The following is a 15,160-nucleotide window of genomic DNA, read 5'->3' as shown; positions in this document are numbered from 1 at the left end:
ATATCTTTAAATACTAAAAACTAAATGACAGTAAATCCATAATTTCTTCGTCTTTTAATTCAGTGATCCATTGGCTAGATTGTATTAGGTCTTCAGACAATGCTTGTTTTTCAGTAAGTAATGTATCAATTTTCTCTTCTACGGTACCGGTTGTGATGAACTTATGAACATGTACAAATTGTGTTTGACCAATTCGATACGCACGGTCTGTAGCTTGGTTTTCTACAGCTGGATTCCACCAACGATCAGCATGAAGAACATGATTTGCTGCTGTTAAATTCAGGCCAGTACCTCCTGCTTTTAAAGACAGGATGAAAATCGGAAACTCTCCTTTTTGGAAAGACTCCACGAAATAGTCACGCTGTTGCTTTGGCATACTACCTGTTAAAAATGGCACATCAATATCATATAGCTCAGATAGGCAGTGTTGTAATAGATGCCCCATGCCAATATATTGAGTGAAGATTAAGCATTGCTCCTGATTATTCGCAATATCAGCAGCAAGTGTCACGATACGATCTAGCTTTTCAGAACGACTTAACATATCTTCAGCATTTTCAAATGGTTCCTTCAAATAAAGGGCAGGGTGATTACATAGTTGTTTTAACTTACTAAGCATTTTTAAAATCAGACCTTTTCGCTCAAAGCCAGATAATGTCTCTAGTTTATGCATTGTTTCTTGGATAAAGCTTTCATATAAAACAGCTTGTTCCTCTGTAAGCGGGCAATATTCGCGTTGCTCCAGTTTATCGGGAAGATTGAGCATAAGCGCAGGATCTTGCTTCGTACGACGCAATAAGAAAGGTTGAATCTTCTTACGTAGACGGTTCTTATGATTTTCTGATTCATCACGTTCAATTGGTGCGATAAATTCTTCTTGGAAACGAGAGAAACTACCAAGATAGCCTCTATAGCTAAAGTCAAAAATTGCCCATAACTCAGATAAACGATTTTCTACAGGTGTACCGGTTAACGCAATATGATGCCCGCCATGTAGTTTACGAATCGCTTTCGATTGTTTCGTATGCATGTTTTTAATATTTTGTGCTTCATCAAGTGTAATATTTGCCCAATTGCGATTTTCAAGCATTTCCACATCTTGCGTAATGGTTCCATAAGTAGACAACATAACTTGAGGTTTTTCCTTATCAATGTAAGCATCAAAAGCTGAATCTTTTAAACGATTAGAACCATAGTGTAGATAAACTTTTAAAGACGGGGCAAAACGTTCTAATTCTTTTTGCCAGTTACCAAGTACAGATGTTGGGCAGATGATTAAAGTTGGTTGTGCATCTGTTTTTTGATCATAAACATGTAGTAAATAAGAAATCAGCTGAACTGTTTTCCCAAGCCCCATATCGTCGGCAAGACAAGCTCCAAAGTTTTGTTCACGCATAAAGACAAGCCATTCAAAGCCCTCTTGTTGATAAGGGCGCAAAGTTGCTTGTAAGCGATCAGAAACTTGTACAGGGGGCATTCCTTTTTTATCGACCAATTTTTGTACATAATCACGCAATGATTTTTGCATCTCAAATTGGAAGAATGGATCATCACGATTTTCGCCATCCTCTTCTTCGTCAGGGATAATTAGTTCTTCCGGCAACTCTTGGAATAATAAATCACGAACGGTCCAATTTTCATTTTCTGCTTTATCCATTAATTTGCGAATTTCTTGCATCCATGCAGCATCTACACGTACCCATTCCGTACCTGCACGGATAAATTCACGATTATCATTGACCATTTTTTGGAATTCATCAATAGAAATATCTTGTCCATTTAAAGAAAGCTTCCAGTCGAATGTCAAAATTTCTTGGAGACCTGCTGCAGATTTATAATTTGATGCTGTACCTGCACTAGCACGAACTTTTATGCGAGAATCTTTTAAATCCTTGAGCCATGCAGGAAGGACAATTTCAAAGCCAAGCGCTTGCAAACGCGCAAAATCTGCACGCAAAAATTCACGTACATCCGGATCTTTTAAATGCATTGAAAGGAAGTTATTTGAATCGATATTTTGCATATAATCTTGTGTATGCAATAATTCAACCATTTGTTGTTGTAAATTTTTAATACCAGTGGAATGATTCTTCCATTTATCTGGTAATGCGTGTTCAACTTGCAGTGCACGTTTTCGCATAGGCGGAGCCCAAAAGTTTACGCTTTTCTTATTTCGGATTACTGTTTCAAGAATCCATTCATCGCTATCTTCTGCTGGTTCCCGAAGACGTAGTCCAACGTAAATTTCATCATCTACTGTTTTTGATTTAATTGGCCATCCACCATTGCGGAAGAAAGGTAGTAATGAAGGAAGATCACTAATTGTTAAGCCTGCTTCAATTAACTTTTGTGTTAATGCCATTTGCAAAAGTTTTTCTGTTTGATTATCGATTGGTAAGTCTAGCGTAAAAGCATCTTTACCAACAGTAATATCATTCCATAAATCTTCACTATACCAATATGTAGAAGCATTTGAAGCAGCTTCTAGCCAATGGCTTGAATTTTCATCTATTCCCACATAAGTAATAAATGGATGCTTTTGATCTTTTGAAAACAACTCGACCATTTCAAGTGGAGTTAGGGAAATATGGTGAGACGAATGATTTGCCGTTAAACCATAAAAAGCTGGCTCATATTGAAAGAAGAGAAATGAGAGCCACTCATTCACAAGCATGGGTTCGCCATTTGGCTCATGCGCTTGCAAAGAAAAGGATTGTCCCGTTTCAGTTTCGATATCAAGTAGGATTGACTTCAAAAAGGTATCGGGTACTTTTGCATTGATTGTCATAGCTTCAAGTTTCCTTTCTCAATTTCTTCTTGTAATGCACGAAGACGTTTATATTGTTGCCGAGTTTGATCGACATAATTATTCCAAAATTCATTTTTCCCACTCTTTTTAGCAGCCATCTTCATTTTTTTCCAAACACGTACAGCTTGTTTATAATGCTGTCGTGATTTTTGATTGAGTTCGGACATAGCAAGTGCATGATATAACGGTAAAAGGGCATCCGGTTTTTCTTCTAATACGTTTTTTAATCCACAAAGCTCTAAATAGGCGAGTGAAGAAGGGAAGCGATGGTGAAGGGCAGTCCATTCCATATAACGCCCTCTTTCTATTAAAAACAGTGAATAAGGTTGCATGCCATACATACCGGAGGATGAAAATAAAACTTCCGCTTCCTCGTCATTAAGATCGATTTTCGAACATAGTTTATTGAAAGCGCTCACAAAGGCTGAACGATATCGAGTGGATAGCCATGTGTTGATAAAAGAATCTAAACAAGGTAGCATTGCACGGATAATCATTGAAAGAGCTTTGTCATCTTCGTTTCGATCTGCAAAATGCGCCAAATCGATCCAAATTAACATATCTGGGTCATTGATATCAGCTAACTCTTGTTCAAGTTCATCATATTTTTTCAGCATAATAAAAAACATGGATTCAATGCTTGCAATTTTAACATCATCAGCAATATGACGATCATTTTTGATTGAAGCTAATTCTGATTCACGGCGAGACTTTTCATTGAACATTGATTCCCAGAAAAATGTGTAAATGTATAAACGTTGTTCAAAATATCCATTTTGGTGCAAAAGAAAATAATTAACCATTTTTTGCAATGTATCATAAAAAGGATCTGTCGCAAAAAGACGTGATTTCGAAGAGGTTAATCGAATATGTTCTTTCACTTTCTCGGCTTCATGTTCGATAAAATTATTGAAATAGGTCTTATAAGATTCCGTTGTCGGCTTTAAATGCTTCCATGTATGAGATAGTAGCGCTAAATGAGTAAATAGTTTATACAAACTTTGCCATTCACGCTCAAGAGGTGTGTGTTGGAAAATTTGTCTTTCCATATCTGCGAAAATGCTTTCAACTAGATATGGATTTAACACAGGTTGATTGTATAAATTGGTTTTATAGACATTTTGCACAAGACGCAACCATGCTTCTGGTGAGCGCTCATCTTTCATCAAATTCAACTGCGTAGCCTTTTTCGAACGAAAACCTTCAAGCCATGTAGCTAAAGAATCAATATATTGATATAGAACAAACAAAGCCGCCAGCTTATGACGGCACCAATGTTCTTTTGGGCAATCACAAGAAAGATTGCCAGCATTTATATGAAATGTAACATTCGTAGGAGTCGCATCTTGTACAACAAACGAAATGACATTCCGTTCTTCACTATAAGCACTAATTTTCACATAGTTGTGACGAGCTAAAAATGCAGCACGCCGTACCAACTCTTCATCTTCAGGATTTGAAGCATGAAGATCTAAACCAATTTGAGCCATTTGATTACGAATAAAATCTTCGTAACTTTTGGCGATATCAGAAATATTCGTATTCATAACATTCGCTCCTGCAAAAAAAACTTTCCTTTCATTATAAAACTTTTTGATACCTTCCGTAAATGTAAAAGGAAATATTTCGCTAGAAAGCCTTTTTACATTGAGCTAATTTGATGAATATTGGGGAAGAGTTCAGAAAAGGCGACAAATATTTTTGTGTCAATAAACGGTATTTCGTGATATTATATTAATAATCAGAATATTCCTTCAAAAAGAGGAGGGGGCTTTAATGTTAGAAGTGAAAAGAATGGAACCATTCTACACGAAACGAGATGGTGGGCGACTTAAAATGGTTTTTGCCTATCAATACTTCTCCATTATAAAGGACGAAGAACTATTCCATTTCATCCCTGTAGAAGGAAAAGAAATTGTGATAAATCTATCATCATTACAAATTGAAAACTTATCTGAAGTGTTTGTATTCCAAAAAGGCAGCCGTTTTATCCGCCTACCATTATATCAATTGCTCCTAGTTTCAAATATTCATGATCATCTTGAACTCATACTAGACGAACTTGAATTGAAACGAGGCGAAAAGTTATTGAGTGCACCTTCAGAAATCGATGTACTGATTGAAGAATTAGAAGATTGGAATCGCTTACGCCTAATCGATCACGCATTAGCTGCACGTGACGAAGATTTATTCTACAAACTAGCAAAAGAGTTGAAACCTACGGAGGACCCACAAGTTGAATAAGCAATACCTATAGGAAGCACCTACTCATCTCGAATATGATTAGGTGCTTTCGGTGTATCCATAACCAAAACGATATAGAACAATCATGACACCTTCTCAGAAATTCCATATAAGACAATAAAAATAATATGCGCAGTACCAAGCAATTTATCACTAAAAATAAAAAAATATGACTAAATACACAGGATGAATGAGTAAATACACATTAATACCATTGTATTCATAATCAGGAGTCTAATTACCCCAGAAAAACGCAAACAACACGATCAGCACTAATGCAATACAACTCCCATAAATCCAAATCACTGCATCAAAAAAGTCCAATCCTATTCGCTTCCAGAGTCCTCTCATCGCCACCCTCCCATCATCTCATATTCAACTTTACCCAAAGATATGCAGAGCTAAACCTTTTTGATCATAAATTTAGCTAATATATAGGACGCTTCTTAACAATCATCCTTTAAGCCTTTACTCAATCAGTGGCTTATTATTTTTTATTCCCCCAACATAAAACGCCCCCCCTTTAACAAGCGAACAAATTCTCGCAACAAAGCCCAAGAACTATCTTTAACTAATCTCCACACCTCTAAAATCCCAGTCTCAAATTCAAATTCAAAACAAAAATGAACTAGAGTATTTTTGGAATTGAATAGATACGAATTCCCATGAAAATATATGAATAGATAATTATTCCTATTAATGTGAAAATTAGTAATATCCAAATTGACCTATACACATCTGAAGTGTTGTCATTGCCTTTTTTCTTATGGATTCATAGGATATTTTTCCATTCAACCTAATAAATATGAAGTTTAGATAATAAGAGCGGTAATTTTAATTCAATCTGTTTACTTGAAAAAGAGAAATCTATGTTAGTTCTATTGACCTTATTCACAAAAGATAAATTCAATAGACAAATTACCTCCTTTTTCATTTTATGGGTGTAAATATGCATTTTTTAACAAATGGAAAAGAGGGCAATTTTAACATTAATTTTTCATGTTCCTCATAATCCTACTAATATCAAGGGTTCTGGCTATATTAATATATTTTGCAAAAAATTTTATAATGCATTTTTAAATACTAAAGTCCTTGGTATTATTAGGAAATAACGATTAATTTGAAAAGAGCAAAAAATTTTCGACACAATGTAGCAAAATTTTCAATTTCGCTAATTTATAGTAATTATTACAACTAGAGATTTTCTTTAGCACTTTTGATTCTGTTGCCAAATGTCATTTTGGGAAAGGGGGAAAGGTGTTTTTCTTTGGACTTATTTAGTTTATCTAAAAATTGCTAGCTGCAAGCAAAGTAGTAACATCTAAAAAATGAAGAGGGAGGAATGTAAATGAGAAAGAAAGAAGGCTCTGTCAAAGCATTTAGTATTGCGACATCTGCACTTATGGCGATTTCACTGATTTCTCCGAATATCGCAGGAGCAAAAGCAAATGATCTCCACCAATCTTTCAGAGATTCTAGCCAAAATGCAATTGTTGTGAAGGACAAAGTGAGTAGTAGTCTACTTGAAGATTTTAAAAATGACGAAAAATTAACTTTCTTAATCAAATTCAAAGAAAAGGCATCTGCAAATAAAGTCGCAGCAGAAGCTAGAAAAAGTGCAGAGAAGGACAAGTTATCTGCACAGCAAACGAAATTTGTTCAGCGCTCTGCAGTGGTATCAGATTTAAAGGTAACATCTCTTGAATCACAGGAATCCGTAAAACAATACCTCGAAAAAGAAGAGGATGAAGGCAATGCAAAAGACATTGAATCATACTTTATCGTAAATGGAATGGCCGTTACAGCTACTAAAGAAGTGGCTGAAAAGGTTGCAACCTTTGATGAAGTAGAAAAAGTTTTGCCTAATGAAACCCGTCAACTCTATACGACAAAGACAAGTACTGTAGATGAATCAAAAATAAAAACGGTTGTTGAACCTAAAGCTCCATCTGCTACGGATAGCAAAGCAAAAAATGCAGTTGAGGAAAAGGCCAAAACTTCAAGTATCGAATGGAATGTTGAAAGAGTGAAAGCTCCAGAAGTTTGGGGTATGGGGATTGATGGAACTGGAACCGTTGTCGCAAGTATTGATACAGGTGTTCAATGGGATCACCCAGCATTAAAGGCAAAATATCGTGGCTATAATGCATCGACTGGACAAGTATCGAATGATTTCAACTGGTATGATGCAACATCAGCAGGACGAGCTACACCATATGATGATATTGGGCATGGAACACATGTAACAGGAACGATGGTTGGGAGCGAAGCAAATGGATCTAACCAAATTGGTGTTGCTCCTGGTGCAAAATTCATTTCTGTTAAAGCATTTACCTCAAACGGTGGAACAGATGCTGACCTTTTAGAAGCAGCTCAATGGATTCTAGCACCAACAGATTCAAACGGTAACGCACGAGTAGATATGGCACCTGATATTGTCAACAATTCATGGGGAGGCGGTCCAGGACTTGACGAATGGTACCGTGATGTCGTTCGAAACTGGCGTGCAGCTGAAATTTTCCCAGAGTTTTCAGCAGGGAACACAACATTAACAAATCCAGGTGGTGCGGGATCTGTTGCAGCACCAGCAAATTATCCTGAAAGCTTTGCAACAGGCGCCATTGATATTAACAATAAAGTAGCGAGTTTCTCTCTTCGTGGCCCATCACCATACAATGAGACTAAACCTGACATTTCTGCACCTGGTGTCAACATTCGTTCATCAGTACCGGGGAGTGCTTATGAAGGTGGATGGAATGGGACATCCATGGCGGGGCCTGCAGTTTCTGGTGTAGCAGCACTTCTTCGTCAAGTGAATGCAAATTTAACTGTTAATGAGATGGAACAAATTCTTATCAATACAGCAACACCTTTAACAGACTCACAATATCCGCAAACACCAAATCATGGCTATGGTTATGGATTAGTGGATGCTTATCAAGCTGTATCGTCTATCGCTTCAGGTCTTGGAACTCTTCAAGGTCAAGTGACAAAACAAGGCGATGACAACGAAGCACCAGTGCTAAAACATACAGCTCCAAAAGAAACGTATGCTGGTATGGATTTAGATCTAACAGCTTCAGTATCAGATAACATCAGTGTTTCATCTGTTGTACTAAAATACAAAGATGAAAATGGAGAATGGAAAAGCATTACAGCAAATCGCAAATCGGGTGATTATAAATCAGGAGAGTTTGGTGTAACGGTTCCTGGTGCACGTATCCCAGTTGGCGACTTCAAATACAAATGGGTGATCAATGATTTCGGTAATAATGAGGTTGTGAGTGATGAATACACTGTAAAAGTGAAACCAGGCGTTACAGTTGGATATTCTGAAAACTTCGAATCACAACCAATTGGCTGGTATTCCTTTGGTAATGAAAACAGCTGGGAATGGGGTAAACCAACTTCTGGTCCAGGAAAAGCTGCATCTGGCGAAAAAGTATATGCAACAAACTTAGCAGGAAATTATGCGAGTAATATGAATGCAACATTGGTGATGCCTCCAATCGATCTGCCAGCAGGTCACGCTTACTTGCAATTTAAACAATGGTATAACTTCGAAAAAGCTTCTTCTGGAAGAGCTTATGATTATGGTAATGTCTTTGTATCGACAAACCGAGTAGATTGGACACAACTATATACAGTTTCAGGTGCATCCAATGGTTGGCTAAATGCTGAAGTTGACCTATCTGCTTATGCAGGTCAACGAATCTATATTGGCTTCAATGCATTCTCAGATTCTAGTGTTGTCAAAGAAGGATGGTATATTGATGACGTAGTATTAGCGAATGCTTCTCAAACAGGCAAAGTATCAAAAGAAAAAGATAAAAACAATACGAACAGCAATAATGGAAATACAGGAAAAGGTCAGGATAAAGATGCTAAAAAAGATTCTATTGATCCTAAAACAATTAAACCTGTATTACCTGTAAAAGAAAAAGCACCTATTGAAGAAGCAATTGTGAATCCAACACTTCTACCATTGGGTGCCCAAGTAAATGTACTAGAATCGAACCGTTCCGTTTACTCAGATCCCGCTAACGGATCATACTCACTAAAACATAGTTCAGGTACATTTACTGTAAAAGCTGAAGCATATGGATTCACATCAAAACAACAAGCAGTGAAAATTGAAGCAGACAAAGCAACAACTGCAAACTTCACATTACAAGAAATCGCCCAAAATACAGTGAGTGGTAAAATCACTGATGAATCTACAGGTGAAGCAGTAGCAGGTGCAACTATCTTACTTGAAGAAGATGCGAACATTACACCTGTTACGACGGATGCAGAAGGTAACTACTCTTTAACTGCATATCAAGGGGACTACACATTGAAAATAGTTGCTCGTGGTTATCATAGCCAAGAAGTAGCGATTACAATCGGTGGACAAGCAAGTACAAAGAATATTATTTTAAAACCATTTTACACTTACCCAGGTGGAGAAATAGGTTATGATGACGGTACAGCAGAAAATGCACGTGCATTCAATGCTGCTGGCAATGCTTGGGCTGTGAAAATGTCTCTTCCTGAAGGAAAAGAACAAGGTATTGTTACAGATGGTGTGTTCAGATTCTGGGATACAACATGGCCAAGTCCAGGTGGAACAGCCTTTGCTGTTGAAGTATGGGATGCAACTGGTGCTGATGGATCTCCTGGTAAAAAACTTGCAGGGCCTTTTAATGCAACAGCCCTACGTAATGGCCAGTGGACAGTTGTTGACTTAAGTGAAAACAATATTACTGTCAACGGAGACTTCTACATGGTATATCGCCAAACAAATGCAAATCCAAATGCTCCTGGACTTGCAACAGATGAAGATGGCAAAAATGCTGGAAGAAGTTATCAAAGCGTTTCAGGAGCATGGTCAAAATCACCAGTGGCTGAAGGTAACTATATGATTCGTGCTCGTGTCAGCTATGAAGTGAACGCGCCAGTAATCACTTCACCAGTAGCTGGTAATGTAACTAGTGAATCATCCATTCAAGTTGAAGGGAAAGCTTCACCAACGACTGAAATCACATTAAAACAAAATGGCAAAGAAGCAGGTAAAACGGTTGTTGGAGCGGATGGTAAATTCACTATTCCAGCTAAATTAGTAGAAGGAGCTAACACATTCTCAGTAGTTTCGAAACTAAATGGAAAAGTAACAGGTGAATCTGAATCTGTTAAGGTGATCCTAGATACAATAAACCCTACCCTAACAATTGATAGTCCACAAGATGGTGCTAAAACAAACCGTGAGACTACTACAGTTGAAGGAACAATTGCTGACGAAAACCTTGATTGGGTAAAAGTAAATGGCAAAGACGCAAAAGTTACGAACGGTAAATACTCTCTTCGTATACTTTTAGATGAAGGTGTAAATGAAATCAAAGTAGTAGCTCAAGATAAAGCGAAAAACAAAGTGACGAAAAAAGTAACTGTAACTGCAGATTATACAGCACCAGTTATTGAAAACTTAACGCCAACAAATGATATGACGTTATCAACTGGTAAGACAGTTAAAATTGTATTTGACAGCGAGCCAGACTTAAAAACATCCTTCTTCATTCATATGCCATTAACAAACGTTAACGATACTGCACAAAACGCAACAGAACTGCCTATGTCTGAAGAATCAGCAGGACATTATGTTGGTTACTGGACTGTACCGGATGGAACTGTAGCAGATGGAGCAGTCATCGAAGTAAAAGCAGTCGATAGCTTCCAAAATGAAACACTCCAAAAGGCTGCAGGTAAACTTTATATTAATCTTCCAAAATAATAAAAGAAGCCTCTGATCTTAACGATCAGAGGCTTTTTTATCTCAATTCTAAATGAGGCAAAATTCAATCCAACTATGGAAGATCACCTATATTACTAAAAATTCCATGAAACTAGGTAAACTGCCTATCACACCTAACTATCTCCCATTTCAATTTATGCATACACTACTATGAAAGGGTGGATAGATTATGAATGAATTTGAACATTTGCTGGAAAGCATATTGCCACCATCAGCCACTATTTTGAAATTGCAAAATGCAAACAACAGACCAGCCATTTTATTGGCAGATATAGATGGAGATCGGTTAAAGGAATTAATTGTTGCCTATAAATATCAAGGTGAAAATTATCTTATACTATTAAAAAAATCGTATAATATTTGGTATCCAATGGCAGAAATAAAAGGTAAAGGATATGCAATTACGGATTTAATGGCTGTTCCACTAACTCCTCTAGGTGTAAATTCATTAGTCATTGGCTGGCAAGTAGAAAGTATCTGGTCACAACTGGTTTTATTACAATGGAAAATGTATAACTTCGTTAATTTACTTACAAATTACGTATATTATAGTAAGTTGTTTGTGGAAGATATGCCTGGAAAATACGGGAAAGATGGACAGTTTGAATTAGCGATTTGGACTCATGATATTGGAGATGCCTATATGGTTGATGTTTATCGGTATCAGGGATCAGGACTTACGATAGCAGAAGATGTTTATCCTTATTATTTCAAAAAGGTTGCTTCTTATAACAAAAAAATATTGCAGAAATACGATATCTCGTATTATTGGTACTATTTAGCCGAAGCTCTCCTAAATTCAGAAGAATATAATCATGCACTTACTTCAATTGATAAGGCATTAACTTTTACAAATCCATATCCATCAAAAGATAAAATGTTAGAATTAAGGAATGAAATATTAAGCAAACTGAGGCAAAACTAAAATTTTATATATTAGTTATAAAACTCCTACCGTCTCACCCTTTTCCTCGGAAACACAACGAAATTCTTATCTAAACTTAGATAATCTATTCATTAATTTCTCCAAATGGAAGATTTAAAATATGTAATATGCGAATACAATTCAATAAAGCGCAAATAAAATGTGCGAATGAGCGAGTAAATCGTAACAGAGCGTGAATATTTCTTGAAAACGTGAGTAAACCTAAAACCTGAAGAGTGACACCAATACCTTTAGCAGACCTCTTCTAATATAAAACACTTAATATTATGCCATTCCCCAATTTCCGAAAATTTTTGTTATAATGAATGTGAAAAGTTCATATGTATGAAGAATGTAGGGGGGCTGGTGATGCCAGCTGAGAATGTATCCGATAGATACTGACCCTTAGAACCTGAACTGGTTAACACCAGCGGAGGGAACATCAGCTAAAGATAATAATAGGGTTATCAAATGACTATCTTTTAGAATGTATGTTAACGTCCGGAATGGTTCCGGACGTTTTTTCTTTTTCTCTTTTCTTTACATAGAACTTGTTAAAATAACAGAGATTGGAGCAAATAAGATGAAAAAGTTATATGTGTTCCTGTTAGTGGCGATACTCGCTTTAGCAGGATGTCAGTCAAAGGATAAGAAGGAAAATGCAGCAGGCTCGAAGAAAGAGCTAAAAAAAGTAACAGTTGTCTTAGATTGGACACCTAATACGAACCACACTGGATTATATGTTGCAAAAGAAAAAGGATACTTTAAAGAACAGGGTTTAGATGTAGACATTATTCAACCAGGCGAGACAGGAGCAGACCAACTCGTTGCATCTGGCAAGGCTGATTTTGGAGTTAGCTATCAAGAAGGAATTACACAAGCACGAGTACAAGGGGTTCCTCTTGTATCCATCGCAGCGATTATTCAGCACAATACATCTGGTTTCGCATCACCAATCGCGAAGAACATTAAATCGCCAAAAGACTTTGAAGGAAAAACTTACGGTGGATGGGGTTCACCAGTGGAAAAAGCCGTAATCGATTCATTGATGAAAACCGAAAATGCAGACGTGAAGAAGGTTGATATCATCAATGCAGGAGATGCAGACTACTTTACAATGGTCAAAAAAGATGTAGACTTTGCGTGGATTTACTATGGATGGACAGGTATAGAAGCTGAACTTCGCGGAGAAAAATTGAACATGATGTATTTAACAGATTACAGTAAAAAATTGGATTATTACACTCCAGTATTAGCGACTAATGAAAAAATGATTCAAAATGATCCGGAAACAGTGAAAGCTTTTGTTAAAGCGGCTTCTCAAGGTTATCAATATGCCATTAAAAATCCAGATAAAGCGGCAGATATCTTAATCAAAGCAGCACCAGATTTAGACAAAAAACTTGTGAAGAAAAGTCAAGAGTGGCTTGCTGATAAATATCAAGATGATGCTAAACAATGGGGAGAGCAAAAACTTGAAGTTTGGGAAAACTATGCAAATTGGATGAGTGACAATAAATTATTAGAAGGCAAATTCGATGCTAAAAAAGCATTCACAAATGAATTTTTACCACAGTAGGAGGAAATGAAAATGGCTAATTCTTTAATCAGTGTTCAAATTATACCAAAAACAGAAAAATATGAAGATGTGATTCCTTTTGTAGATGCTGCGATTAAAGTGATCGATGAATCAGGGATAAAATATGAAGTGCATCCTCTTGAAACAACGATGGAAGGCGAAATGTCAGAGTTGATGAATATCATTACTAAGATGAATGAAAAAATGGTTGAACTAGGATGTGTCAATGTCATTACACAAGTGAAAATTCTTTACCAACCATCGGGTATTACAATGGATACCTTAACGGAGAAATACCGATAAATGAAATGGTTACGAAACAATGGAGGGGCGATTGTTCTCCTCCTCTTTCTTTTAGGTCTATGGGAAATTATTGTACGAATCACTGACACACCTGCATGGCTTTTACCAGCACCATCACAAATTTTTTCAGAAGGATTTAAGGTGATTCCTAGCTTTTCGGTTGATATTTTGGCAACAACAAAATTGTCTCTATTAGGGCTGATTATTGGGAGTGCAGTAGGTTTCGCAATAGCAGTAATTCTACATATATTACCGGTTGTGCAAAAGGTAACGTACCCATTACTTATTCTGTCACAAAACATTCCAATCATTGTTTTGGCACCATTGTTAATCATTTGGTTTGGATTTGGCATTATGCCAAAACTTATTGTAATTGGGCTTGTATGCTTCTTTCCAATCGTTGTAGCAGCTTTAGATGGCCTCAAAAACACGCCACCTGAGCTAAAATACTATATGCAGATGGCAGGGGCATCTAAAACGCAAATGTTTTGGAAATTAGAATTACCTAATGCTCTTCCATCTTTATTTTCAGGGCTTAAAATTTCAGCAACTTACAGTGTCATGGGGGCAGTTATTTCAGAGTGGTTAGGTGCGAAAGAGGGAATCGGCGTGTATATGACGCTATCCCAAGCATCCTTCCGCACAGATCATGTATTTGTAGCCATCTTTACTATCATGCTTTTAAGCGTACTCCTATTTGGCCTCATTCGTATACTTGAAAAGTTATTCATAAAAGGCAAGCTAGAGAGGTAGAAAAAAATTGTTATTAACTATTGAACATGTCAAGAAGCAGTTTGCTGAAACAGAAGTCTTAAGAGATATCTCAATACATGTAGAAGAAGGGGAATTTGTTGCACTTCTTGGTCCATCTGGAAGCGGCAAAAGTACACTCTTTAACTTAATCGGAGGAATCATCGAACCAGATGAAGGCACCATTTCTTTGAATAATAAAATTATTCATGGAGAGCGGGGATTAATCGGTTATATGCCACAACAGCCTTCATTGTTTCCATGGAGAACAGTTCTTGAGAATGTGGTACTTGTCCAAGAATTATCAGGAAAGCCTAACATCCAAGAGGCGAAAGAATGGCTAAAAAAAGTAGGACTTGAAGAATTTGAAAACGCCTATCCCATTGAACTTTCAGGTGGGATGAAACAACGTGTCGCTTTTATCAGAGCCATGTTGAGTAAACAAAATCTATTATGCCTTGATGAACCATTTTCTGCATTAGACGAGTTCACAAGAATTAATATGCAAAAATGGCTTCTATCTGTTTGGGAAGAGAATCGTAAATCTATATTATTTGTCACACACAGTATTGAAGAAGCACTGTTTTTGGCAGATCGAATTTATATTTTAACGAAGCGACCAACGATGGTGAAAGAAGAAATCATAGTACCTTTTAAGAGACCAAGAGATGAGAGCCTCTTTAATAATGAAGAATTCTTTCATATGAAGCAGGAAATTTTTAACCTATTAAAAGATGAATTAGATGAGGGATTGTAAAA

At 36.8% G+C, this 15,160-nt stretch carries 9 protein-coding genes and 1 riboswitch; of the genes, 7 read left to right on the top strand and 2 right to left on the bottom strand.

Going from position 1 to position 15,160, the window contains the following annotated elements:
- Window positions 1–13 precede the first annotated feature (13 nt).
- Window positions 14–2,788 carry a DEAD/DEAH box helicase gene (locus ACIQ4I_RS14105; protein ID WP_403096959.1) on the bottom strand — a complete coding sequence of 925 codons (2,775 nt, stop codon included), beginning with the start codon at window positions 2,786–2,788 and terminating at the stop codon, window positions 14–16.
- Window positions 2,785–4,356: a hypothetical protein gene (locus tag ACIQ4I_RS14100; RefSeq protein ID WP_403096957.1), complete on the bottom strand. Its 1,572-nt coding sequence runs from the start codon at window positions 4,354–4,356 to the stop codon at window positions 2,785–2,787. The genes ACIQ4I_RS14105 and ACIQ4I_RS14100 overlap by 4 nt, the downstream gene beginning before the upstream one ends.
- A 229-nt stretch (window positions 4,357–4,585) precedes the next feature.
- Between ACIQ4I_RS14100 and ACIQ4I_RS14095 the strand changes: the two genes are divergently transcribed.
- From ACIQ4I_RS14095 to ACIQ4I_RS14065, 7 genes are all read left to right on the top strand, one after another.
- Window positions 4,586–5,053, top strand: a complete 468-nt coding sequence (locus tag ACIQ4I_RS14095; RefSeq protein ID WP_403096956.1) for an IDEAL domain-containing protein — start codon at window positions 4,586–4,588, stop codon at window positions 5,051–5,053.
- Window positions 5,054–6,401: 1,348 nt separating this feature from the next.
- Window positions 6,402–10,823 (top strand): S8 family serine peptidase, encoded by a 4,422-nt coding sequence (locus ACIQ4I_RS14090; protein WP_403096953.1) that lies wholly within the window; start codon window positions 6,402–6,404, stop codon window positions 10,821–10,823.
- Between the two features lie 190 nt (window positions 10,824–11,013).
- Window positions 11,014–11,769 (top strand): hypothetical protein, encoded by a 756-nt coding sequence (locus ACIQ4I_RS14085; RefSeq protein ID WP_403096950.1) that lies wholly within the window; start codon window positions 11,014–11,016, stop codon window positions 11,767–11,769.
- Window positions 11,770–12,115: 346 nt separating this feature from the next.
- Window positions 12,116–12,225, top strand: a riboswitch (TPP riboswitch).
- Window positions 12,226–12,352: 127 nt separating this feature from the next.
- On the top strand, window positions 12,353–13,348 hold the full coding sequence (locus ACIQ4I_RS14080) for an ABC transporter substrate-binding protein (RefSeq protein WP_403096947.1): 996 nt from the start codon (window positions 12,353–12,355) through the stop codon (window positions 13,346–13,348).
- Between the two features lie 12 nt (window positions 13,349–13,360).
- Window positions 13,361–13,651 carry a thiamine-binding protein gene (locus tag ACIQ4I_RS14075; RefSeq protein ID WP_403096944.1) on the top strand — a complete coding sequence of 97 codons (291 nt, stop codon included), beginning with the start codon at window positions 13,361–13,363 and terminating at the stop codon, window positions 13,649–13,651.
- Complete coding sequence (locus ACIQ4I_RS14070) at window positions 13,652–14,404, top strand: ABC transporter permease (RefSeq protein ID WP_403096942.1); 753 nt, start codon at window positions 13,652–13,654, stop codon at window positions 14,402–14,404. It begins immediately after the preceding gene.
- A gap of 7 nt (window positions 14,405–14,411) precedes the next feature.
- Complete coding sequence (locus ACIQ4I_RS14065; RefSeq protein ID WP_403096939.1) at window positions 14,412–15,158, top strand: ABC transporter ATP-binding protein; 747 nt, start codon at window positions 14,412–14,414, stop codon at window positions 15,156–15,158.
- Window positions 15,159–15,160: the final 2 nt, after the last annotated feature.

It is taken from the genome of Rummeliibacillus sp. NPDC094406, from assembly GCF_044763875.1.
Taxonomy (GTDB): Bacteria; Bacillota; Bacilli; order Bacillales_A; family Planococcaceae; genus Rummeliibacillus.
Note: the sequence above shows the minus strand (reverse complement) of the source record. Positions and strands in the feature narration are given on the sequence as shown.

Coding starts and splice junctions, on each gene's coding strand:
- ACIQ4I_RS14080 (WP_403096947.1), top strand. CDS start 12,353: ATGAAAAAGTTATATGTGTTCCTGTTAGTGGCGATACTCGCTTTAGCA.
- ACIQ4I_RS14090 (WP_403096953.1), top strand. CDS start 6,402: ATGAGAAAGAAAGAAGGCTCTGTCAAAGCATTTAGTATTGCGACATCT.
- ACIQ4I_RS14075 (WP_403096944.1), top strand. CDS start 13,361: ATGGCTAATTCTTTAATCAGTGTTCAAATTATACCAAAAACAGAAAAA.
- ACIQ4I_RS14105 (WP_403096959.1), bottom strand. CDS start 2,788: ATGACAATCAATGCAAAAGTACCCGATACCTTTTTGAAGTCAATCCTA.
- ACIQ4I_RS14100 (WP_403096957.1), bottom strand. CDS start 4,356: ATGAATACGAATATTTCTGATATCGCCAAAAGTTACGAAGATTTTATT.
- ACIQ4I_RS14085 (WP_403096950.1), top strand. CDS start 11,014: ATGAATGAATTTGAACATTTGCTGGAAAGCATATTGCCACCATCAGCC.
- ACIQ4I_RS14095 (WP_403096956.1), top strand. CDS start 4,586: ATGTTAGAAGTGAAAAGAATGGAACCATTCTACACGAAACGAGATGGT.
- ACIQ4I_RS14070 (WP_403096942.1), top strand. CDS start 13,652: ATGAAATGGTTACGAAACAATGGAGGGGCGATTGTTCTCCTCCTCTTT.